The sequence below is a fragment of the Streptomyces sp. NBC_00483 genome (assembly GCF_036013745.1).
In the GTDB taxonomy this organism is placed as follows: Bacteria; Actinomycetota; Actinomycetes; order Streptomycetales; family Streptomycetaceae; genus Streptomyces.
The window spans coordinates 2389415-2410770 of sequence record NZ_CP107880.1; the positions used below are offsets into that span (position 1 = coordinate 2389415).

The 21356-nt window shown below is 69.8% G+C and carries 22 protein-coding genes and 7 tRNA genes; 10 read left to right on the plus strand and 19 right to left on the minus strand.

The window, feature by feature from the left end; translation table 11 throughout:
- Complete coding sequence (gene thrS / locus OHA73_RS10350) at nt 1–1980, minus strand: threonine--tRNA ligase (protein WP_327654907.1); 1980 nt, start codon at nt 1978–1980, stop codon at nt 1–3.
- Between the two features lie 169 nt (nt 1981–2149).
- Here thrS and OHA73_RS10355 point away from each other — a divergent pair, with 169 nt between their 5' ends.
- The gene (locus OHA73_RS10355; protein WP_267071108.1) at nt 2150–2713 is read left to right on the plus strand and encodes a DinB family protein; all 564 of its coding nucleotides are present in this window, start codon (nt 2150–2152) and stop codon (nt 2711–2713) included.
- A gap of 35 nt (nt 2714–2748) precedes the next feature.
- Here the strand turns inward: OHA73_RS10355 and OHA73_RS10360 are convergent, their stop codons facing one another.
- Together OHA73_RS10360 and OHA73_RS10365 are read right to left on the minus strand one after the other, a co-directional pair.
- Nucleotides 2749–3966, minus strand: a complete 1218-nt coding sequence (locus OHA73_RS10360; protein WP_266721725.1) for a hypothetical protein — start codon at nt 3964–3966, stop codon at nt 2749–2751.
- 36 nt (nt 3967–4002) lie between these two features.
- Nucleotides 4003–4569, minus strand: coding sequence for a DUF4365 domain-containing protein (locus OHA73_RS10365; RefSeq protein WP_266725606.1), 567 nt, complete (start codon nt 4567–4569; stop codon nt 4003–4005).
- A 184-nt stretch (nt 4570–4753) separates the two neighbouring features.
- Between OHA73_RS10365 and OHA73_RS10370 the strand changes: the two genes are divergently transcribed.
- A complete protein-coding gene (locus OHA73_RS10370; RefSeq protein WP_266721723.1) occupies nt 4754–5479 on the plus strand; it encodes a 3'-5' exonuclease in 726 nt (241 codons plus the stop codon).
- Between the two features lie 124 nt (nt 5480–5603).
- Here the strand turns inward: OHA73_RS10370 and OHA73_RS10375 are convergent.
- The 9 genes from OHA73_RS10375 to OHA73_RS10415 form a co-directional block, all read right to left on the minus strand.
- Nucleotides 5604–5675, minus strand: a tRNA-Val gene (locus OHA73_RS10375).
- Between the two features lie 39 nt (nt 5676–5714).
- On the minus strand, nt 5715–6185 hold the full coding sequence (locus OHA73_RS10380) for an SRPBCC family protein (protein ID WP_266721720.1): 471 nt from the start codon (nt 6183–6185) through the stop codon (nt 5715–5717).
- Nucleotides 6186–6203: 18 nt separating this feature from the next.
- Nucleotides 6204–8948, minus strand: coding sequence for an exo-rhamnogalacturonan lyase family protein (locus OHA73_RS10385; protein WP_327654908.1), 2745 nt, complete (start codon nt 8946–8948; stop codon nt 6204–6206).
- A gap of 118 nt (nt 8949–9066) precedes the next feature.
- Complete coding sequence (locus OHA73_RS10390) at nt 9067–9672, minus strand: hypothetical protein (RefSeq protein ID WP_327654909.1); 606 nt, start codon at nt 9670–9672, stop codon at nt 9067–9069.
- Complete coding sequence (locus OHA73_RS10395; protein WP_267071104.1) at nt 9669–10541, minus strand: carbohydrate ABC transporter permease; 873 nt, start codon at nt 10539–10541, stop codon at nt 9669–9671. Before OHA73_RS10395 ends, OHA73_RS10390 begins: the two co-directional genes overlap by 4 nt.
- A complete protein-coding gene (locus OHA73_RS10400; RefSeq protein WP_266721713.1) occupies nt 10538–11494 on the minus strand; it encodes a carbohydrate ABC transporter permease in 957 nt (318 codons plus the stop codon). The genes OHA73_RS10395 and OHA73_RS10400 overlap by 4 nt, the downstream gene beginning before the upstream one ends.
- A gap of 32 nt (nt 11495–11526) precedes the next feature.
- Nucleotides 11527–12816, minus strand: a complete 1290-nt coding sequence (locus tag OHA73_RS10405) for an ABC transporter substrate-binding protein (protein ID WP_266721711.1) — start codon at nt 12814–12816, stop codon at nt 11527–11529.
- A 221-nt stretch (nt 12817–13037) separates the two neighbouring features.
- Nucleotides 13038–13109: transfer RNA gene (locus OHA73_RS10410), tRNA-Val, on the minus strand.
- A gap of 63 nt (nt 13110–13172) precedes the next feature.
- Nucleotides 13173–13643: a TIGR02611 family protein gene (locus tag OHA73_RS10415; RefSeq protein WP_266721709.1), complete on the minus strand. Its 471-nt coding sequence runs from the start codon at nt 13641–13643 to the stop codon at nt 13173–13175.
- A 190-nt stretch (nt 13644–13833) separates the two neighbouring features.
- On the opposite strand from OHA73_RS10415, the gene OHA73_RS10420 reads away from it, so the two are divergent.
- Both OHA73_RS10420 and OHA73_RS10425 read left to right on the plus strand, forming a co-directional pair.
- Complete coding sequence (locus tag OHA73_RS10420; protein WP_010351314.1) at nt 13834–14247, plus strand: SsgA family sporulation/cell division regulator; 414 nt, start codon at nt 13834–13836, stop codon at nt 14245–14247.
- A 244-nt stretch (nt 14248–14491) separates the two neighbouring features.
- Entirely contained in the window at nt 14492–15052 is a 561-nt protein-coding gene (locus OHA73_RS10425; protein WP_266721703.1) for a CGNR zinc finger domain-containing protein, read from the plus strand.
- A gap of 6 nt (nt 15053–15058) precedes the next feature.
- On the opposite strand, the gene OHA73_RS10430 is transcribed toward OHA73_RS10425, so the two are convergent.
- The gene (locus tag OHA73_RS10430) at nt 15059–15277 is read right to left on the minus strand and encodes a hypothetical protein (protein WP_267071102.1); all 219 of its coding nucleotides are present in this window, start codon (nt 15275–15277) and stop codon (nt 15059–15061) included.
- Between the two features lie 107 nt (nt 15278–15384).
- Entirely contained in the window at nt 15385–15819 is a 435-nt protein-coding gene (locus tag OHA73_RS10435; RefSeq protein ID WP_267071101.1) for a hypothetical protein, read from the minus strand.
- Between the two features lie 180 nt (nt 15820–15999).
- Here OHA73_RS10435 and OHA73_RS10440 point away from each other — a divergent pair, with 180 nt between their 5' ends.
- Nucleotides 16000–16503 (plus strand): DsbA family protein, encoded by a 504-nt coding sequence (locus OHA73_RS10440; protein WP_267071100.1) that lies wholly within the window; start codon nt 16000–16002, stop codon nt 16501–16503.
- Nucleotides 16504–16518: 15 nt separating this feature from the next.
- Here OHA73_RS10440 and OHA73_RS10445 read toward each other — a convergent pair whose 3' ends face one another.
- The 3 genes from OHA73_RS10445 to OHA73_RS10455 are packed head-to-tail and all read right to left on the minus strand — an operon-like array spanning nt 16519 to nt 19277.
- Complete coding sequence (locus OHA73_RS10445) at nt 16519–17343, minus strand: GNAT family N-acetyltransferase (protein WP_267071099.1); 825 nt, start codon at nt 17341–17343, stop codon at nt 16519–16521.
- A gap of 43 nt (nt 17344–17386) precedes the next feature.
- Nucleotides 17387–18208, minus strand: a complete 822-nt coding sequence (locus tag OHA73_RS10450; protein WP_267071098.1) for an aminotransferase class IV — start codon at nt 18206–18208, stop codon at nt 17387–17389.
- Between the two features lie 34 nt (nt 18209–18242).
- Nucleotides 18243–19277, minus strand: coding sequence for a chorismate-binding protein (locus OHA73_RS10455; RefSeq protein ID WP_267071097.1), 1035 nt, complete (start codon nt 19275–19277; stop codon nt 18243–18245).
- A 155-nt stretch (nt 19278–19432) separates the two neighbouring features.
- On the opposite strand from OHA73_RS10455, the gene OHA73_RS10460 reads away from it, so the two are divergent.
- The 5 genes from OHA73_RS10460 to OHA73_RS10480 all read left to right on the plus strand — a co-directional run bounded on the left by OHA73_RS10460 (nt 19433) and on the right by OHA73_RS10480 (nt 19879).
- A tRNA-Gly gene (locus OHA73_RS10460) sits at nt 19433–19505 on the plus strand.
- Between the two features lie 37 nt (nt 19506–19542).
- A tRNA-Cys gene (locus OHA73_RS10465) sits at nt 19543–19616 on the plus strand.
- 1 nt (nt 19617) lies between these two features.
- A tRNA-Val gene (locus OHA73_RS10470) sits at nt 19618–19689 on the plus strand.
- Between the two features lie 24 nt (nt 19690–19713).
- Nucleotides 19714–19785, plus strand: a tRNA-Val gene (locus OHA73_RS10475).
- A 19-nt stretch (nt 19786–19804) separates the two neighbouring features.
- Nucleotides 19805–19879, plus strand: a tRNA-Val gene (locus OHA73_RS10480).
- Between the two features lie 96 nt (nt 19880–19975).
- Here OHA73_RS10480 and OHA73_RS10485 read toward each other — a convergent pair.
- Nucleotides 19976–20272: a TFIIB-type zinc ribbon-containing protein gene (locus OHA73_RS10485; protein WP_266721691.1), complete on the minus strand. Its 297-nt coding sequence runs from the start codon at nt 20270–20272 to the stop codon at nt 19976–19978.
- Nucleotides 20273–20341: 69 nt separating this feature from the next.
- Nucleotides 20342–21310: an aminoglycoside phosphotransferase family protein gene (locus OHA73_RS10490; protein ID WP_266721689.1), complete on the minus strand. Its 969-nt coding sequence runs from the start codon at nt 21308–21310 to the stop codon at nt 20342–20344.
- Nucleotides 21311–21356 lie beyond the last annotated feature (46 nt).

Sequence of the window (21356 nt, forward strand, 5' to 3'; positions counted from 1 at the left end):
TCAGACCTGCGCCCGCTCCTCGACGACCTTCGCGATCTTCGCGATGGCCTCGTCGACCGGGATGCCGTTCTCCTGCGAGCCGTCGCGGTAACGGAAGGACACCGAACCGGCGTTCATGTCCTCGTCGCCCGCGATGACCATGAAGGGCACCTTGGCCTTCTGCTGGTTGCGGATCTTCTTCTGCATGCGGTCCGAGGACTTGTCGACCTCGACGCGCAGGCCCTGGGCGCGCGCCTTCTCGGCGAACTCCTCCAGGTACGTCACGTGGCCGTCGCCGATCGGGATGCCGACGGCCTGGACCGGGGCGAGCCACGCCGGGAACGCGCCCGCGTAGTGCTCCAGGAGCACGCCGAAGAACCGCTCGATCGAGCCGAAGAGGGCGCGGTGCAGCATGACGGGCTGCTGGCGCGAGCCGTCCGCCGCGGTGTACTCGAGGCCGAACCGCTTGGGCTGGTTGAAGTCGACCTGGAGGGTCGACATCTGCCAGGAGCGGCCGATGGCGTCCTTGGCCTGCACGGAGATCTTCGGGCCGTAGTACGCGGCGCCGCCCGGGTCGGGCACCAGGGGAAGACCCTGCTTCTCGGCCGCGGTGCGCAGCGCCTCGGTGGCCTCGGCCCAGTCCTCGTCCGTGCCGATGAACTTGTCGGAGTCGTCGCGGGTGGACAGCTCCAGCTCGAACTCGGTCAGGCCGTAGTCGCGCAGCAGGTCGAGGACGAAGGTGAGGAGCTTGTCGAGCTCCTCCGCCATCTGGTCCTTGGTGCAGTAGATGTGCGAGTCGTCCTGCGTGAAGCCGCGCGAGCGGGTCAGGCCGTGCACGACGCCCGACTTCTCGTAGCGGTACACGGTGCCGAACTCGAAGAGCCGCAGCGGCAGTTCACGGTAGGAACGCCCGCGGGACTTGAAGATCAGGTTGTGCATCGGGCAGTTCATCGCCTTGAGGCGGTAGTTCTGCTCGTCGAACTGGATGGGCGGGAACATGCCCTCCGCGTAGTGCGGGAGGTGCCCCGAGGTCTCGAAGAGTGCTTCCTTCGAGATGTGCGGGGTGTTCACGAACTCGTAGCCGGAGGCCTCGTGGCGGCGCCGCGAGTAGTCCTCCATGACCTTGCGGATCACGCCGCCCTTGGGGTGGAAGACCGCGAGGCCCGGGCCCAGCTCGTCCGGGAAGGAGAACAGGTCGAGCTCGGCGCCGAGCTTCCTGTGGTCGCGCTTCTCGGCCTCGGCGAGGAACTCCAGGTACGCCTTCAGCTCGTCCTTCGACGGCCACGCGGTGCCGTAGATGCGCTGGAGCTGCGGGTTCTTCTCGCTGCCCCGCCAGTAGGCGGCGGCCGAGCGCATCAGCTTGAACGCGGGGATGATGCGGGTGGTCGGCAGGTGCGGGCCTCGGCAGAGGTCCTTCCAGCACAGCTCGCCGGTCTTGGCGTCGAGGTTGTCGTAGATGGTCAGCTCGCCGCCGCCCACCTCGGCGTCCGCGCCGTCGGCGGCCTGCGCCGCGTTGCCCTTGAGGCCGATGAGCTCCAGCTTGTACGGCTCGTCGGCCAGCTCGACCGCCGCGTCCGCGTCAGTGGTGACGCGGCGCGAGAAGCGCTGCCCCCGCTTCTGGATCTCCTGCATCTTCTTCTCGATGCGCTTGATGTCCTCGGGGGTGAACGGCTCCTTGACGTCGAAGTCGTAGTAGAAGCCGTCCTTGATGGGCGGGCCGATGCCGAGCTTGGCCTCGGGGAACAGCTCCTGCACGGCCTGCGCCATGACGTGCGCGGTCGAGTGCCGCAGGATGTTCAGACCGTCCTCGGAGGCGATCTCCACGGGCTCGACGGTCTCGCCGTCGACGACCTCGTACGCGAGGTCCTTCAGCTCTCCGGCCACGCGCACCGCGACGATGCTGCGCTCGCCGGGGAAGAGCTCGGCGGCCGTAGTGCCCGTCGTCACCACGCGCTCTTCCCGCTCGGAATCGCGTTGGATGGCCACACGGACGTCAGACACCGGACTTCTCCTACCTGAAGATGGAACGCCGCGCCATTACCTGTGACGCGCGCAGCAACGATCGTACCGAGTCACCAGGGCCGCTCGCGAAACGGTTAACCGGGCGACGGGCCCGTCACCCGTCGCGCGCATGAGGCGACTGTCAGTGCCGGGCTCTAGCGTGAGACGTATGACACTCGACTGGAACCCGCTCCTCGCCGACCAGCTCGACTGGCACTGGCGTCACCAGCTCCGCGACCGCCTGGCGGGGCTCAGCGACGACGAGTACTTCTGGGAACCGGTGGCGGACTGCTGGAACGTCCGCCCGCGCGGCACCGGCACCGCCCCCATGCAGGTCGGCTCCGGCGAGCTCACGATCGACTTCGCGTACCCGGAGCCGGTTCCCGCGCCGGTGACGACGATCGCCTGGCGCCTCGGCCACATTCTGGTGGGCGTGCTCGGCGCGCGGAACGCGTCGCACTTCGGGGCGGCGCCCGTCGACTACGAGTCGTACGTGTATCCGGGGACGGCGGCGGACGCCCTCGACCGGCTCGACGCGGCGTACGCGCAGTGGTCCGACGGCGTGCGCAGCCTCGGCGAGGAGGGCCTCGCTCGCCCGTGCGGCCCGGCGGAGGGCGAGTTCGCCAAGGATCCGATGGCGCGACTCGTCCTCCACATCAACCGCGAGATGCTGCACCACGGCGCGGAGATCGCCCTGCTCAGAGACCTGTACGCGCACCGGTCCAGCAGCTGACCCGGGCGGCCAGGGGCCTTCCGACGGATCAGGCCCTACTCCTCCCCCGCGCAGGCCTCCTCGAAGAAGTCCAGGTTCTCCTGGAGCGACTTCATCATCCGGTCCCGCTCGGCCTCTTCCACCTGTACGGGGACGACTCCGGTCGCGCCGGTGAGGCGGCGGAATCCGCCCCGGCTCTCCAGGCGCCCGTGCACGCGGATCGGCAGGCCCACCAGGTGCGCGTGCCCCGCGATCCGGTACGCCTCCTCGTCCAGCGTCATCCGTACGTGCGGCACCTCGACGCCCGCGAGCACCCGCATCCGCACCGTGCCCGCGCCGCGCGGCCCCGTCCTGCGCATGCGGACGACGGTGCCGGTGACGCGGACGGAGACGGCGGGTTCGGCGTACAGAAAGCGGGCGCCGGCCTCGCGCAGCACGTCGAGGTCACCGGGTGAGAACTCGACGGGGGCGTCGCCGTCCGTGCACTCCTCGGGCACCCCGGCGGCGGGCGCCCAGGCCACGCCGACGCGCGCGCCCTCGGTGCCGCGCACCAGCGCGACGAGTGCCTCGGTCAGCTCATGGCTGACGCCCGCCTCGACCGCGCCGTCGAACGCGTCCATGCCGCCGGTGGCCCGCCGGTAGTCGATGGCCTCGCGCACCGCGTACAGCGCCTGGTGCAGCCGTACGGCGAGCGCCCGCCCCGTGGCCACGGGCACGAACGCGGTGAGACGGCGCCCGCCGGACGCCGTCTGCACCAGTACGTTCTCCAGGGCCGCGGCCGCGGGCCGCCGATGCCTCGCCCCGTAGTACCCGGCGCGGCCGCGCGCGGCGAGGGCGCCCGCGAGCAGCATCTGCCGTGCCGCGCCCCGCAGTTGCTCCTCGGCGGGCCAGGACGAGGCGCCCGCGGGCCCCGCCGGAACATCGCGCGTCCAGCGGATCTCGTCGCTCGGCACGGCGAGCGAGACCAGCACCTCGCGCGCGGACGGCGTACCGCTGCGTTCGAGGGCGACGATCGCCTCGCCGAGCAGTTCCTCGCTGTCCGGGAAGGCCCGGCTCTCCGGCACGAGCAGGCTGGTTCGACCCCCGCCCCCCGGCAGCGTCCAGCGCGCGTACCGCCCGGCGGCCCCGCCGCGCCGCCGCCAGCCGTGCCGGTCGAGCAGGGCGCCGAGCACCGCGGGGTCGACCTGCCCCGGATCGGGCCCGACGAGGTCGACGGGGTGGCCGCGGCCCGCGCCGAGCGGGCGCAGTGGTTCCTCGATCGGGCGATGCTGCATCACACAACTCCCTTCGGCCCAGGCCGAGTTGGACCGTCAGGGCCGTCCACCCGCGCCCACCCTGGCCATGATCTCGCAGAGCGCGCGGTCGTCGAAGATCCGCGCCGTCGGGACGCGCACGGTGGTCCTGCGCCGCCCGGTGACCGGGTGTCCGGCGAGGTTCATCCAGTAGCAGCAGTGCCGCAGGTCGAGCCGGTCGTGGGCGGCCCGCAGCCAGTCGTCCTGGGAGCGCGGCACGAGCATCACGACGAGGATCTTGTGCACCGAGACCGGGGTGCGGGCGAGCTTCTCCAGGTGCGCGTTGTCGAGCGTGAAGGCGAAGGAGGGACCCGGCGGATCGGGCGCGACCTGGTACGTCGCCTTGAGCTGCACCTTGATGGTGACCTCGTCGTCGATCGCATGCCCCGGCGAGCTGTGGCTGACGTGCCAGTCGATGCCGTTGTCCGGAAAGGGCTGCGAGAGCGAGCACCCCGCGGCGGCGGCCACGGCATGCAGATAGCCCACCTGCAGGGTCTCCATGCAGGCGGTGGTGGCGAGTGTGCCGCGCGGCGGTGCGATCCGCTCGGGCAGCAGCCCGCCTCGTTCGGGCCGCGCGAGCGCCATGGGCCGACTGACCTTCCGGGAATGCGGGTTCACGCCGATGGCACCCCGCTGAACTGCCATGACTCGTACCTGTGTTGTCACCGCTCGGCGTACGACGCAAACAGCGCGGGTATCACCGCTTGGGGCAGGGACCACACGTCGACGGGACGTCATCTGCCGCGCGGGAACCAGGAGTTGAGAGATCATGACGTGCTGGTACGAGGGTCCACTGGCCGCCTTCGACACCGAGACGACCGGCGTGGACGTGGAGAACGATCGCATTGTGTCCGCCGCGATCGTGGTGCAGGACGCGGCGGGAACGCGCCCACGGGTATCACGCTGGTTGGTGAACCCCGGGGTGCCGGTGCCGCCGGGTGCCACCGAGGTGCACGGGCTTACCGACGAGCATCTGCAGCTCAACGGGCGCTGGCCGGCGCCCGTGATGGAGGAGGTCGGGCGGGCACTCGCCGAGCAGGCCGCGGCGGGCCGCCCGCTGGTCGTGATGAACGCCCCGTTCGATCTGACGCTGCTGGACCGCGAGTTGAAGCGGCACCGGGCCTCGTCGCTCTCCCTCTACTTGGCGACCGCGTCCCTGTGCGTGATCGACCCGCGCGTCCTGGACAAGCACCTGGACCGCTACCGCAAGGGCCGTCGCACGCTGACGGATCTGTGCGCGCACTACGAGGTGGAGCTGGCGGACGCGCACGACGCGGCGGCGGACGCGCAGGCGTCCCTCGACCTGGTGCGGGAGGTGGGCCGCAGGTTCGCGTCCCGCCTGGAGCGCCTCTCCCCCGCCGAGTTGCACACCCTGCAGGCGGTCTGGCACGCGGCACAGGCCCGCGGCCTGCAGGCCTGGTTCGCCCGCAGCGGCAACCCGGAGACGGTGGACCCGGCGTGGCCGCTGCGCCCGGAACTTCCGGCGGCAGCCTGATCGTTCCCCCGTCGGGGCCCCGAACGCAGAAACGACACCTCGCCCACCGGTACCGTACGGCACAACGAAAACCGGCACAACGAAAAACCGGCCCGCCTGTACGGCGGACCGGTCATTCTCCGGGTGGGCGATACTGGGTTCGAACCAGTGACCTCTTCGGTGTGAACGAAGCGCTCTCCCACTGAGCTAATCGCCCGGGAACGCGTTGAACAATACAGGTCGCGGCGCCCTGTGTTCAAACCGGTTGCAGATGGGCGGCAAGCCCCCTCCGCCCGCCGCGCATCATCCACGCGTGGTTGGCCAGGAACACCGGACGGCCGGGCAGCGCGAACCGGCGCATCAGCGGCTTGCTCACCTCGACCTCCTGGTCGTAGACGGCACGGGTGCCGCCGCCGGGCAGCGGCGTCAGCGTCCAGCGCGCCCAGCCCTCCAGGTCCCCGGTCATCGCGATCTGCAGGGTCCCCGCGGCCGGGTCACGACGCGCCTCGCGCGCCGTGACGTGCAGCTCGTAGGGAAGAAAGGACCGGAAGACGGCGACGCCGCTGGTCGCGCTCCCGTCCAGCGGTGTCACCGAGCGGACCTGGGGCCACCACCGCGGATACTCCTCGGCCCGCTCGAGCACCGCGTACACGGCGCCCGGCGGGGCGGGCAGTTCCCACACACTGCGAAAGCGGTAATGGGTCCAGTCGCGACGGCTGCGGTCCATGCCCCGATTCTGCCGGGATCAGGGCATCTTGTCCCCGACAAGCGCCAGGTTCTCGATGGCGGCGAGCCCGTACAGGGCCGTGTCGTTGGTGTAGACCCAGTTCGCCTCGGTGCCTGCGACGAGCGTGACGGGCCCGTCGACCTTCTCGGTCTTCCAGGGCGACGCCTCGGTGTAGCCGTCGCTCTTGAAGAACTTCTCCCAGGCGCGCTTGGCCAGCTTGTCGTCGCCGGTGCGCACGGCGGCGTAGGCGTCGAGCCGGGAGTGGCCCTGGAAGAGGATGAGCGAGCCGAAGTCCGAGCCGTACCGCGCCTTCTGTTCCGCCTTCGTGGCATTGAAGTAGCGGCAGTAGTCGTAGTACGCCTCTTCGAACTTCGGCATGTCGACCTGGTCGATCAGCTCCGCGCACAGCTCGTTGAGGCCGAAGACCGCCGACAGGTGGGAGACGCCGACGACGGCCTTGTCGGCGATCGCGAACTTGCCGGTGTCGAGGTCGTACAGGCCACTGCCCTGCACGAATCCGTTCGGCTGCGCGGCGATCGTCTCCATCGTCGACAGGACTCTCGCCTTGGCCTTCTCCCACTTGGGCCCGCGCCGCTCCCACTCGGTGAGCCAGGCGGAGACGAGGCCGCTCCAGTCGGTGCCGAAGCCGATGGACAGGGCGTGCGGGTCGGGCTTGTAGTCGGTGTCGGTGCGGACCTTGCGGTTCGGGTCGAGCACGAGGAACGTCTCGTCGGAGTCGACGTTGGCGTGCATGAGGTCGCCGACGCGCTCGTCGCCGGTGAGGAAGTAGTAGTAGCGGCGGTACGTGGTGTTGGCGATGCGCTGCTGCTTCGCGGAGTCGGCGTAGTGCTGGACGCCGTGCCGGGTGCCGAGGCCTGCCCACTTGCCGAGGTGGTAGACGTCGACCTCGCCGGTGTGCCGGGTCATGGCCTCGGCGAAGCGGAAGATGTCGGCGCGGCCCGAGCGCAGATACGCGAACCAGAGCCAGATGTCCGGCGACAGCTCGGAGTTGTCCCACGCGTAGCCGCCGACGTCGTAGCGCCACTGGTGGCGCGCCGGATCGTAGGAGTGCATCACATCGCCGTAGTCCCAGAAGCCGTACCAACGGCGCATCTCCACCTGGTCCTTGTAGTAGGTGAAGAGGAAGTCGAGGTGGTCCTCGATCTTGGCCTTGGCGGGGGTGGAGCGGTCGGGCTCGGAGTAGAGGCCGGGTCCGAGGACCTTCGACTTGATCAGCTGCTTGGGCGGGGCGGCCAGCTGCGGCAGCACGCGCACGGCCTCTACCTGCTGGGCGAACGCCTCGGGCTTCGGTGTCGCGTCGTTCGCCCAGAACATCAGCTCGCTGGTGCGGGCGATGCCGTAGGGGGTGCCGAACTCGGGTTCGTAGTCCTCGTACGTGATGTTGAGGCCTTCGAGCTGCTCCGCGTACGTGTCCTGGCCCATGCCGTCGTGGTAGAAGCGCAGGTCCATGGGCTGGGCCTCGGGCGACCAGAGCCAGAGGGTGACCTCGGCCTCGTCGGTCTGCGCGCCTCGGATGTCGAGGCCGGCCGGGTGCTTCTCCCAGAAGTCGCGGAGCCCGAAGGAGAGTCCGCCGCTCGCGCCGCCGACGTAGCCGAATCCGCTGGCCCGGCGGCCACCGCCGGCGCCGATCCAGCCGTGCCCCTTCTTCGTGCGCTTCTTGAGGGTGAATCCGTCCGCGGACAGCTGGGAGAGGGAGTAGTCGCCCCACTCGGGGATGTACTGGAGGCGGGTCGTGACGCGCTGGTCCCAGGTCGAGGGGTCGGGCAGCTTCTCGCCGGCGAACTGCGCCGCCTGCACGGCCGCTCCCGGGTCGCGGCGCAGGCCCGTGATGCCCTGGACCGCCTCCCGCAGCATGCCGGTGCCCTCCCCGCCGATCCGGATGTGCCGGTCGTACGCCTTGTCGCGCATCGGCACGGTGAACCGGACGCCGAGCCCGCGGATGAAGTCCCCGGAGGCCTTGCCGGGCTCCTGGGTGCCGTCGTACGTGATGGTGTGCACCATGCGGAACGATTCGGCGCCCGCGTAGAAGTAGAACCGGATGGAGTACGGGAGCCAACTCCGGCTGCCCTTGCGGTGCTTGCCGTCGATGCGGACGACGGCGCGGACCGGGCCCTCCTGCTCGACCTTCGTCTCCTCGATGACGGACTCGAACCGCTCGTACTTCTGCGTGCCCTGGTCGCCGTCCTCGATCTCGCCTTGGCGCAGGAGGACGAGCCGACCGTCCTTGGCGATCTCGGTGGAGCCGCGGGTGACGGACTTGACCAGGCTCGATCCGCTCTTGCCGAGCTTGGCGACGACGACGCCGGTGTCGACGGTGACGACTCCGCCGCTCGTCGAGACGCTCACCTTCTTGTCGGGCGCCGCGGCGCTCCCTGCCTTCAGCGAGAGCTTCCCGTTTCCGGCGCCGGGGCCGACGGCGTGCGCGGTCCACTTCAGCGAGCCGTCGGGCCACTGGGCGAGCGGCCAGGTCTGGACGGGGACCTGCTTGCCGTCCTCCGTGGTGAGGGCGAACTCCTGCCCCTTCTCGTACGCGCCCTTGGGCCAGGGCACGCCGACGGTGGAGCCGGGGGCCGCGCCGAGCCCGCCGTCCTCCAGCCAGCCGAGCGTGACCGGGTCGGCCTCTGCGGGTGCGGCGGCCGGCGCGGCCTTCGCCTCCTTGCCGCCGAGTGCCCAGCTGAACTGCGCGGCGGCGCCGGCGACCGCGGCGGCCTTGAGGAGGGACCTGCGGGGAATGGGGGACATCGTCGTTCCTTTCCGTGCATGCCAAACGTGCTGTACGAGAAGGGGGTTGATGGGGTGTTACGTATGACGGATTCGCGTTATACGTATGACGGGAATGCGTTCTACGTATAACGCCGGTTCAGCGGGCGCGGCCGCGTTCCTCCACCGCGACCGCCGCCGCGGCGAGGATGCCGAGCACCGGGACCGCGAGCGGCGCGAGGAACTCCGCGCTGAGGATCACGAGCGCGATCCCGCACACCAGGAGCAGGGACCCGCCGGGTGCCCCTACGGTGCGCCGGGCGGCGTCGCCGAGCAGCGACCGCCAGGACCGGCCCGGCTCCCAGACGGCGGCGGCCCGCAGCACGGTCACGGCACCCGCGATGAGCGCGAAGATGCCGACGGCCGCGGCGAGTTGACCACCCGGGAGCCCGGACCGAGCCACCCGCAGGTCGACCCAGACGGCGACCCAGGCGACCACCCCGGCGAGTCCGACGAGCCAGCCGCGGCGCGCCGCGACACGGACGTCGGCCGCGAACTCCCGCCAGCCGCCGCTCTGTTCACCGATCCGGCGCCGCAAATGCCGGGCCCCCGCGGCGAAGGCGGCCGGGGCAGTGACGACGGGCACGGACGCGAGCGCGATCCACACCCCGGTGAGCAGACACTCGGCGAAGACGGAGAACCCGACGCGCCGCCGCGACTCGACGCGCGCGCCGCCGCGTGCGGCGCTCCGGGCCGCGGCCCTCACTTGAGCCCCGACGTGGCCATGCCGTCGATCAGATACCGCTGGAAGGCCATGAAGAAGGCGATCACCGGGATGAGCGCCATCATCGCCATGGCGATCTGACCGCCGTAGTCGGAGATCCCCTGCTGGTCGCGGAACATCATCAGGCCGAGCGAGACGGTGTATTTGGAGGGCTCGTTGAGGTAGATCAGCGGGCCCATGAAGTCGTTCCAGGCGTTGATGAACGTGAAGATCGCGCTGGTGATCAGGGCGGGCCGGCACAGCGGCAGCACGATCGACCAGTAGATCCGCAGATGGCCGCAGCCGTCGAGCCGCGCCGCCTCGTCCAGTTCCCGTGGAAGCCCGCGCATGAACTGCACCATGAGGAAGACGAAGAACGCCTCCGTCGCCAGGAACTTCCCCGCGAGGAGCGGCACGTACGTGTTGATGAGCTCCAGCTTCTGGAACATCACGTACTGCGGGATGAGCAGCACGTGGTACGGCAGCAGCAGTGTGCCGATCATCAGCGCGAAGAGCAGCTTCCGCCCGCGGAAGGGAATCTTCGCGAAGGCGTACGCGGTGAGCGAGCTGGAGATGACGACGCCGACGACGGCCATGCCCGCGTAGAACAGCGAGTTGGTGAAGAACGTGCTGATGGAGATGCCCGCGATGCCGTCGGCGAGGCCCTTGACGTTGTCGAGGATCGGGTCGGCGGGGAAGAGGTCGAGCGAGCCGACGATCTTCTTGCCGGGCTTGAAGGCGGCGCCGATCACCCAGACGACCGGATAGAGGACGACGCAGAGCACGGCGATCGCGAAGACGTGCCAGACGAGGGATCCTGTGCGCTTGCGCGGGTTGGCGCCACTCTTCAACTCGGGTGTCAGCGTGGTCACTTGACGTCCTCCTCGTAGTGCACCCACTTCTTCTGGGACCAGAACAGGACGACGGTGACGAGCGCGACCGCCAGCAGCAGCATCCAGGCCATGGCGGACGCGAAGCCCATCTGCGACTGCTGGAAGCCCTTTTGGTACAGGTAGCAGGTGTAGACGAGGGTGGCGTCGGCCGGTCCGCAGAACGTGTTGGAGACGACGTACGCGGAGCCGAAGATCTGGAACGAGTGGATCGACTCCAGCAGGACGTTGAAGAAGAGCACCGGAGAGATCATCGGCAGGGTGATGTTCCAGAACCGGCGCAGCGGTCCCGCCCCGTCGACGGCGGCGGCCTCGTACAGCTCGCGCGGCACCTGCTTGAGGCCGGCCAGGAAGATGACCATCGGCGCGCCGAACTGCCAGACGGTGAGCGCCACCAGCGAGTAGAGGATCATGTCCGGGTCGCCGATCCAGCCACCGAGGTTCAGGCCGAGGGAGCCGAGCCCCTTGTCGACGACGGCGTTGTCGGAGAACAGCGCCCGCCAGACGAAGCCGACCGAGACGCTGGCGCCGATCAGCGACGGCGCGTAGAACGCGGCCCGGTACAGCCCCTGGCCGCGGCGGCTCTGGTTGAGCAGCAGCGCGACGCCGAGCGCGAGCAGCAGCTTCAACGGGGTGCCGATGACCACGTACTTGAGCGTGACCTGCACGGACTTCTGCCAGCGCGGGTCGTCGAACATGGCCGTGAAGTTGTCGAACCCGATCCACTTCGGCGCCGCGAACAGGTTGTAGTCCGTAAACGCGTAGTAGAGCGAGGCGATCATCGGCCCCGCCGTGAGCAGTAGGAACCCCGCGAGCCACGGCGACATGAACAGATAGCCGGCGAGGTTGTCGCGCCGTCCCCGCCGCTTTTGTGCGACGGGTCGGACAACGTTCACCTCTTCGGCCAGGACTGTGGCGTCCTTGACGAGCGACATGGTGCTGTTTCCCCTCGGAAACGTAGGGGCTGTCAGGCCTGGAAGGCTGCCTCGGCCTCGCTGAAGAACTGCTTCACCGCTGCCGGGACCTTCTGCTTGGCGTTGGCGACGTCACCGGCGATGCGCAGGAACGCGGCCTCGACGACATCCGCGCCCGACGGGTGCGGCGTGATCTTGCCGAGCACGCCGGCCTTCTCGACATCGCTCTCGTACGCGGCGATGCCCTTGTTGGCCTCGGCGACCGCCTTGTCGGTCTCCGCGCCCGGCTTGTACGCCTCGAACTGATCGTCGGTGGCGAGCACACCCATGTCGTAGCCCATGACCTTGCCGACCTCGGGGTCGTGGACCATGAAGTCGATGAACTTGGCGGCCTGCGCCTGGGCCTCGCACTTGGTGGAGATCGACAGCATCAGCGAGCCGAGGTACTGGCCGGTGTCCTTGCCGTCGGTCGTCGGGATCGGCGCGAGCGCGTAGTCGGAGTCGCCCTCGCCCTCGTAGCGCACCGAGAAGTTGTCCCAGGTGAACTCGGCGCCCGCGAGCCCGGCCGAGAGCCCGGACTTCGGCTTGACCTGCTCGATCTTCTTGGGGTCCGCGACGATCCCGGACTTCACGCGCTTGTAGTAGTCCGACCACCACTGCGTCAGATCGTCCTGGGCGAAGCCGAGTTTGCCGTCCTTGAAGAACGCCTTGCCGTTCTGACGGAGATACAGGTCGTAGAGGTACATGACCCCCGCGTAGCCCGTGTCGCCCGCGATCTTCAGCTTGTCCTGGATGGTCTGGAGCGACGTGAAGTACTCGTCCCAGGTCCAGCCGAACTTCGGTTCCACGCCCGCCTTGTCCCAGGCCTTCTTGTCGATGACGAGCGACATGGTGTTGGCGCCTACCGGAACCGCGACCTGCTTGCCTCCGGATACCTGGCCGGCCGTCTCGACGCCGCCGCGGAAGTTCTTCAGGCTCAGATTCCCGGCGTCCACCTGGGACTTGAGGTCGAGCAGAACTCCGCGCTTGTCGTACTTCGCAAGGAAGGCAACGGAGTTGAGGAATACATCCGGAGGATTTCCGCCCGAGGCCTGCGTCTGGAACTTCTCCCAGAATGCTTGGTAATCGGTGAATTCCGGCTTGATTTTGATCTTCGGATTCTTCTTCTCGAAGAGCGCGATCGCCTTCTTGATTTTCACGGCGCGCGGTTCGCCGCCCCACCAGGCGAACCGCAGGGTCGCCGGACCGTCCGCGTTCCCCGCATCTCCTGACCCACCGTCACCACCGCACCCGGCCGCCGTCAGCCCGAGCGCCGCGACCGAAGCCCCGGCCACCTTCAGCACGCCTCTTCGACCAAGATCCCTGTTCATAGGCACAGTTAGCCCCTCCACCCGTGCATTGAATCGTTTTAGGTAAGCGCTTGCCGAGCAAAAGTAGAGACGGGTGGGGGGTGCGTCAACAGTTCGGACAAAGATTTGAGCGGAAGCGCTTCGAACGCCCAGGTCGGCCACGAAAAACGCCGACGGCCCCGGAGACTCGATGTCTCCGGGGCCGTCGGTCCGGGTGGGCGATACTGGGTTCGAACCAGTGACCTCTTCGGTGTGAACGAAGCGCTCTCCCACTGAGCTAATCGCCCGGGCGCAGGAAGAACATTACCCCATGTCAGCGGGTGCCTGGGACCACTCTGCGCCGCCCACGGTCACTGCTTGATGTTCCACGGCATCTCGAGCCCGAACTTCCATACGTAGACCCCGCCGAGCACGGCGATGATCACGACGCCGATCGTGGTCAGGATGATGTTCCGCCGCCGCACCCTCGGGTCGAGCGCGCGCTGCGTCGCCTCCGTGACCTTCCGCTTCGTCCAGCGCAGGACCAGCTGCGCCCAGACGAACTCGGTCGCCCAGATCGCCATGCCGCCGAAGATCACCAGCCAGCCGGGCCCCGGCAGCGGCAGCATGATCACGCCGCCCACGACGACCGCGAGCCCCACGATGAAGACGCCGACCTGCCAGCTCAGATGCAGCGTCCGCCTGGCCTGGATGAACCCCGGCGCCCGCGACCCGAGCGGCTTCTCCTCGGAAGCCGCACCGTCGGCACCGGCCCCGGAGGCCGCATCGGCCGTCTCGGGTGCCTCGGGCTCCTTGGCCCCCTTGTCACTCCCCGTATTCATACGCTCAAACCTACCCGACTCTTTCGCGTCACCGGAATGGGCGTTCTCCCGCAGATAAGACTCGGCCGTACGAGCTACCTAAAGACACTCAAAACACTCAGAGGGGTTTACAACGGCACCGTAGGTGGCATGTCGATTTCGCCGACGTGCGAATCCCCGAGCGCACACTGAGCGAAAGGCCCTGGCGCTTATGAACACCACGGTCAGCTGCGAGCTGCACCTGCGCCTCGTTGTGTCGAGCGAGTCCTCACTGCCCGTTCCCGCAGGTCTGCGGTATGACACGGCCGATCCCTATGCCGTGCACGCCACCTTCCACACCGGAGCCGAGGAGACAGTCGAATGGGTGTTTGCCCGCGACCTCCTCGCCGAAGGCCTTCATCGGCCTACCGGCACCGGAGACGTCCGAGTCTGGCCGTCCCGTAGCCACGGTCAGGGCGTTGTCTGCATCGCCCTGAGCTCTCCCGAGGGCGAGGCTCTGCTCGAGGCCCCGGCGCGGGCCCTGGAGTCGTTCCTCAAGCGAACGGACGCCGCCGTGCCACCCGGCACGGAACACCGCCATTTCGACCTCGACCAGGAGCTGTCGCACATCCTCGCGGAAAACTAGCGCCGCGGAACGAGGAGGCCCGCGCCGGCACCCGGTCGGCGTGAGCAGCGCGAGAGCATGCCGTGCCGTCCACTCGGGGAACGGCACGGCATCACGGTCGGGACAACCGCATACGGCATACAGCTGCGCCGTCGCCGTGGGAGTTTCCACGGTGGCGGCGCAGGTGCGTTCCTGGTGGCCCGCAGGTACTAGGCTCGTGCGGCATCGGCGGGCGGGAGCCCTACCCCAGGCCATGGAGCGAATCGTGCTGATCACCCACGACACCCGGTGCGCGCTCGACACCGTGGTCGATCTGGTGAACACGACACCGGACGGCGAGGCGAAGGCGGACGGGCTCGAGAGTCTGGCCGCGCTGACGGATTTCGTACGAAGGAACGATGTCAGCGATGTCGGCGTGATCGCCGAAAATGATCTCCACTCGGTGCGTGCGGTGCGTGACCGCTTCTCGGCCGTGTTCGCGGCGAGTGACCAGCGGGCGGCGGCGGCAGTGATCAACGAGCTGGTCGCGGAGGCGGGCACCACTCCCCGCCTCACGGACCACGACGGCTACGACTGGCACATGCACTACTTCGCGCCCGGCGCCTCCGTCGCCGACCACCTGGCGGCCGACTGCGGGATGGCCCTGGCGTTCTTCGTGGTCGCCGGGGAGCAGGAGCGGCTGCGGCGCTGCGAGGCGCCCGACTGCCGGTTCGCGTTCGTCGACCTGTCCCGCAACCGTTCGCGCCGCTACTGCGACAGCCGTACGTGCGGGAACCGGCTGCACGTCGCGGCGTACCGGGCGCGCCGCAAGGAAGCCACGGGCTGAATCCGTTCACAGCAGGAGCAGGTCGTGCAGCGCGGCCATCAGGAGCAGGCTACCGATCACCCCCAGGAAGATCATCAGCGGGGGTTGGGAGAGCGCGAAGAGGCAGCCTCGCGGGCTCTCGGCCCGCTTCTCGGTTCGTACGGGCACGGGCGGCGCGGGCTCGCTGTGGGGCGCCTGCCCCTGGTCGGCGTCCAGCTGGTCGGGCAGCTGCGGTGTGTCCAGCATCTCGTCGTGATGATGGCGCACTTATCGGGTGGCGGGCACTCAACCGACCACTTTCGAGGGGTAGTTGGCGGGAACCCGTGACAGCGGGCCGCCGGCGCCGGTTGGCGTCAGATGCCGTGCTTCTTGAGGATCGCCTCGATGTCGCTGAAGTCCTCCGAGGGCTCGGCCTTCGTCGGCTTCGCCTGCTTCGGCTGCGCCGCGGGCGTGGGGCGCCGGCTCTCGCCGAGCGAGGGCGCGGACGCCGCGGGGGCGATGGCGGCCTCGCGCTCCTTGGCGGGGCGGCCGGAGCGGCGCCGCTCGACGGCCCGCGTCCCCATGAACATCAGCCAGGCGGCGCCGAGCACACCGAAGCCGGCCCAGGCGGTCGGGCTGAACGCCGTGTCCACGGCCCACTCCACCGCGCCCGTCATCACCAGGCCCAGTGGTACGAGGGCGTAGGCGACGGTGCGAGCGGCTTTGAGGAACCGCTTTCGGAAGGCGAGAACCCCGGCGATGCCCAGGCCCGCCACGGCAACGGCGGAACACACGGTCTCGGCAATCATCCGGTCCTCCCGAGTTCGGACATCGTGGGGCGCTTCCCCCTCCTCCCATCCTGCACCGCCTTGGGGTCCGCGGGCCACGCCCGGGGCCCACCTCGGCCACATCTGGGGGACATCTCGGGGTCGGGGCTCCTCCGCAGGTCCAGGTTGGGCCCGGCGGACGGTCCTGGAAGACTGGCACCCATGAACGCCCCGAACCCCATCCTTGACGTGTGGTGCGAGCTGCAGTGCCCCGACTGCCGCTCGGCCCTGGACGACCTCCGCGCGCTGCGCGAGCGCTACGGCGACCGCGTCGAGCTGCGCCTGCGGCACTTCCCGCTCGAGAAGCACAAGCACTCCTTCGCCGGTGCGCAGGCCGCCGAGGAGGCGTTCGCGCAGGGCAAGGGGTGGCCGTACGTGGAGGCCGTGCTCGGGCGGGTCGAGGAGTTCGACCGCAAGGGCGAGGCGTTCCTCGTCGAGGTGGCGGGCGAACTCGGCCTGGACGCCGAGGAGTTCGACACCGCGCTCGTCGACGGCCGGCACATCCTGATCGTCGACGCCGACCAGGCCGAGGGCAAGGTCATCGGCGTGACCGGCACGCCCACGTACGAGATCGGCGGGGAGCTGCTGCACGGCGGCAAGAGCCAGGAGGGGCTGCGCGAGCGGATCGAGGCGATCGCGGACCGGCTGCTCGCCGAGCAGGCCTGACCCTCACAGCGGCTGTCACAGCAGCTGCTTGTAGAGGTAGTGGCCGGTCGGCTCGTAGCCGAGCGAGTCGTACAGGCACTGCGCGGTCGCGTTGCGCGCGAAGACGTTGAGGCCGATCCGGGTGGCGCCCGCGGCGATCGAGTCGGCCTCGGCGAGCAGCATCAGCGAGCGCCCGTGGCCACGCCCCCGGTGCTCGGCCGACACCTCGACGTCGAAGACGAACGCCCCGTCGGGGCGCTGCGCCACCCACAGCGTTCCGACCCGCTCGGAGTCGTGCTCCAGCACGCTGAGCAGGACGTCCGGGGTGGCGACGCCCTCCGGGAGCAGTGCGGCGTGATCGCGCTCCGCCTTCTGACGCGCCTCCTCCTCGGTGGCGCCGCGTTCGACCCAGGTGCGCGCGTACCCCGTCTTGGTGTGCGCGAGCCACGGCCCGTACTCGGCCTCCGTCATGCGCCGCCCCACGCTGCCTCCGGGCAGGGCGGGCGGCTGTTCGGGCAGGGCCTTCGCCATGTTGCGGTTGCGCTCCACGTAGCCGAGGGCGCCCGCGAGGCGGAGCATGCCCTGCGCGTCGGCGGGGACGGCCACCTCGACGCGGCGGCAGTTCCAGGAGCGGGCGACCTCCTCGGCGGCGAGCGCGGCGACGGTGGCACGCCCGCGCCCCCGGTCCTTCTCGTCGATCCGCAGGTCCAGGACCTGGGCGACGGACGGGCCGAAGACCGGGTGCGTGGCGAGGTGCAGGGTGCCGACGGGGCGGCTGTTCACGCATACCGCGTAGTGGCGGGAGCGCGAGCCGTCGGGGGTTCGCTGGAGCGGCTCGGTCGGCCGCAGGGTCGTGGTCATCACGGGTGTTGTACCCATCCGCACCCCCGAAGCGGCAAGGGCTTTACGGGTCCAGGCGCTCTGCTGCCCGCTCTTCCCACACGCGCATCGCCTTGACCGTGACGGGGCCAGGGGCGTCGGACAGGTTCCGGTCGTCGACGCGGTGCACGGCCTGGATGTCGCGCAGCGTCGACGTCAGGAACACTTCGTCGGCCTCCGCGAGCACGGACAGCGGCAGGTCCGTCTCCTTGGCGCCGGTCCATTCGACGGCGAGGGCGCGCGTGATGCCGGCCAGCGGGCCCGCGGCGAGCGGCGGCGTGTGGATCTCGCCGTCCAGGACGACGAAGACGTTGGAGCCCGTGCCCTCGCACAGCTGCCCCACCGTGTTCGCGAACAGGGCCTCGGACGCGCCGTGTTCGTGGGCGCGGGCCAGGGCGACGACGTTCTCCGCGTACGAGGTGGTCTTCAGGCCCGCGAGGGCGCCGCGCTCGTTGCGGGTCCAGGGGACGGTGATCACGGAGGTGGTGTCGGGGCGCCGCTTGACCTCGCCGAGGGCGACGACGAGCGTGGCGCCATGGTCGCCGCGGTCGGAGCCGAGCGGCGAGAGGCCGCCGGTGTAGGTGATGCGCAGCCGGCCGAGGGCCATCGGGTTGGCCTCGAGGACGGCGGCGCAGGCGCGGCGCACCTCGTCGAGGTCGGGCTCGGGCAGGCCGAGCCCGCGGGCCGAGCGGGCGAGCCGGTCGAGGTGGCGGGTGAGCGCGAACGGCTTGCCTTCGGCAGCCTTCACCGTCTCGAAGATGCCGTCGCCCACGGTGAGCCCGTGATCGAAGACGGAGACGCGCGCCTCCTCGGTGTCCTGCAGCCGACCGTCGAGCCAGATCTTCACTACGTTCCCTCCAACTTGCCCGGACCGCTGTTCTTCATGAGTCCGTGTACCTTCCCGACGCTACCTCCAGCAGCCGCGCCGCCTTCAGCTCGGTCTCCCGCCACTCGCGCTCCGGGTCCGAGCCCCAGGTGATCCCGGCCCCGGTACCGAAGCGCAGGAAGTCGCCGTCCGGGCCGCGGTCGATCCAGAACGTACGGATCCCGACGGCCAGTTCCCCACTCCCCCGGTCCGCGTCCACCCAGCCGATGCCCCCGCAGTAGGGGCCGCGCGGCGCCGTCTCCAGCTCGTCGATGATCCGCAGTGCGCTGGACTTCGGGGCGCCGGTGACGGAGCCGGGCGGGAACGCGGCGTCGAGCAGTTCCGGCCAGCCGGCCGCCTCGGGCAGCTCGCCGCGCACGGTGGAGACGAGGTGGACGAGGCCCGGGTGCTTCTCGACCACACACAGTTCGGGCACGGTCACGCTGCCGGTGGCGCAGACGACCCCCAGGTCGTTGCGGACCAGGTCGACGATCATCACGTTCTCGGCGTGGTCCTTGTCGAGGAGGTCCGCCTCGGTGCGCCCGGTCCCCTTGATCGGCCCGGACTCGACCAACCGGCCGTCCCTGCGCAGGAACAGCTCGGGCGAGGCCGTCGCGACCTCCACGCCGTGGTCCGGAAGCCGGATGGTGCCCGCGTACGGCGCCGGGTTCCCGCGCGCGAGGAGGGCGGTGAGGGCGTCCACATCGGCGCCCGGGGATATCGGCGCGGACAGCACGCGGCAGAGGTTGGCCTGGTAGACCTCACCGGTCTCGATGTGCGCGCGGATGCGCCGCACACCGTCCGTGTACGCGGCGTGGTCGAGCGACGACGTCCAGTCCGTAGCCGCAGGTCCGGGCCAGGAGCCGGGCCGCGGCGCGGGCACCGCTTCCTCGCGCACGTGTCCGAAGCGGGCGCAGACGAGGCGGCCCTCGAAATCGGCGCAGACGGCCCAGAAGCCGGTGGAGTCGAGGGCCGCGGGATCGCTGGTGACGTCGCGCAGATCGGTCGCGACGAGCCCGCCGAAGCGGGCCAGAGCAGGGAGGTCGTGCACACCTTCGAGTCTATGGCTGATGACGACGGGCCCACCTGAGCAGGACCTTCGTCGGTCGCACCGCAGCACGCTGCGCAAACGCGTTTTGGACCTCCCCCAGGAATCCGCTAGAGTTCAACACGTCGCCGGGACGCGCAAGCGGACCGGAAAGACACGCGAACGTAGCTCAGTTGGTAGAGCGCAACCTTGCCAAGGTTGAGGTCGCCGGTTCGAACCCGGTCGTTCGCTCAGGATGTGGGGGATCTTCCCGAACCCCTACGCTCCTGGTGGAGTGGCCGAGAGGCGAGGCAACGGCCTGCAAAGCCGTCTACACGGGTTCAAATCCCGTCTCCACCTCCAAGCGCGATTAGCTCAGCGGGAGAGCGCTTCCCTGACACGGAAGAGGTCACTGGTTCAATCCCAGTATCGCGCACTGAGGCCGCAAGGCTTCCATCCCGGACGATTAGCTCAGCGGGAGAGCGCTTCCCTGACACGGAAGAGGTCACTGGTTCAATCCCAGTATCGTCCACTGCCCCCTGTGGGTTCCCGCGCGATTAGCTCAGCGGGAGAGCGCTTCCCTGACACGGAAGAGGTCACTGGTTCAATCCCAGTATCGCGCACCAGCAAGAAGCCCCCGGTCCTCGTGGCCGGGGGCTTCTTCGTGCGAACGGCTCTGGGGCGAGCGGGGCGGCTCTTCTTGCGAAGAGCCGCTCAGCGCCTCAGGAGGAGAACAGCATCCGGCCGAAACCACGGTTGTGGTGACCGTGATGGCCGTGGTGCCCACCGTGGTGACCGCCGTGCTGCGGAGCTCCCCACGCCGGGGCCGCCGGGGCCGGGTAGCCCTGCGGGGCGGGCGGGGGCGGCGGGGCCTGCTGCTGCCACTGCGACTCCATGCGGGTCAGCGACTCCAGCTCGCCGTAGTCCAGGAATATCCCGCGGCACCCGCTGCACTGCTCGATCTGGACGCCATTGCGGTTGTACGTGTGCATCGGTGCGTGACACTTCGGACACTGCATGCTCGGCTCAACTCCTCGCCGTTCGGTGCTGCTTCGCCGGAACACTTCCCGGCTTCCGTCCCCCGCACCCTACTTGGCCGGTTCGTCCTCGAACTGCGGCGGCACCGACGCCATTCGGGCGCACGCGTCGATGACCGATTCCTCCACCTCGTCGAGCGCGCGGCCCGCGTCCGTGGCCTTCGCGACGGCGAGCGCGGCGGTCTGCACGGTGAGGGCGCGGGCCGGTACGTCCAGGGCGGGCCAGGGGTCGGGGACGCCCAGTTCCTTTGCGCCGCCTGTGCGTTGGTAGGCGCCGAGGAAGCGGGTCCAGTCCTCGGCGGAGAGCAGACCGCAGGCGAACCAGGCGGCGGGGCGGGCCAAGTCCCAGGCGGGGTCGCCGATTCCGAGGTCGTCGACGTCGATCAGCGTCCATGCGTCGCTGTCGGCGGAGTCGTCCGAGTCGGCGGGGTGGCGGACCAGCTGGCCGAGGTGCAGATCGCCGTGGCAGAGGGTGCTCGCGTGCGCGTACGGGGCTTCGGCGCGGGCCCAGGGCGGCAGGGTGCGCCAGGCGTCGAGAATCGGCCGTGCGGCCCGGTGATCGGGGGCCGAGGCCCGGAGGCGGGCCACGGCACTGGCCGCCTTGAGCGGGCCACGCATGGGCGGCAGCGCGGGCGGGAGTTCGTGCGCCGGCGTGCAGTGCAGGCGGGCGAGAAGGGCACCCACGGCCTCCCAGGGGGCGTCTTCCGGGTGATCCGGGTCCACGGGGGTGCCGTGCGGCCAGAACGTGACGAGCCGGTCGTCCAGGGCGGTCGCCGCCGGGCGCAGCGGGCGCAGCAGCACGCCGGACAGGGCCGGGTGGTCGGCCACGGCCAGACGCAGGTCCAGCTCGGCCGGGTCGGTGTCGGGGGCGTGCGCCTTGGCGACGGTGTCGCCGTGCCGGACCACCGTGGCGTCGGGGCGGTCGGCGAGGGTCGTGGCGCCGCAGACGCAGGCGATCCCCGACGGATGGGCCGCACCCCGGGCCTCGGCCCTCAGCGCGGGAACGATGAGCGTGGTCACGGCCGCAGCCTACGGGTGCGGCGGGCACAAAATAATGCTGCGCGCA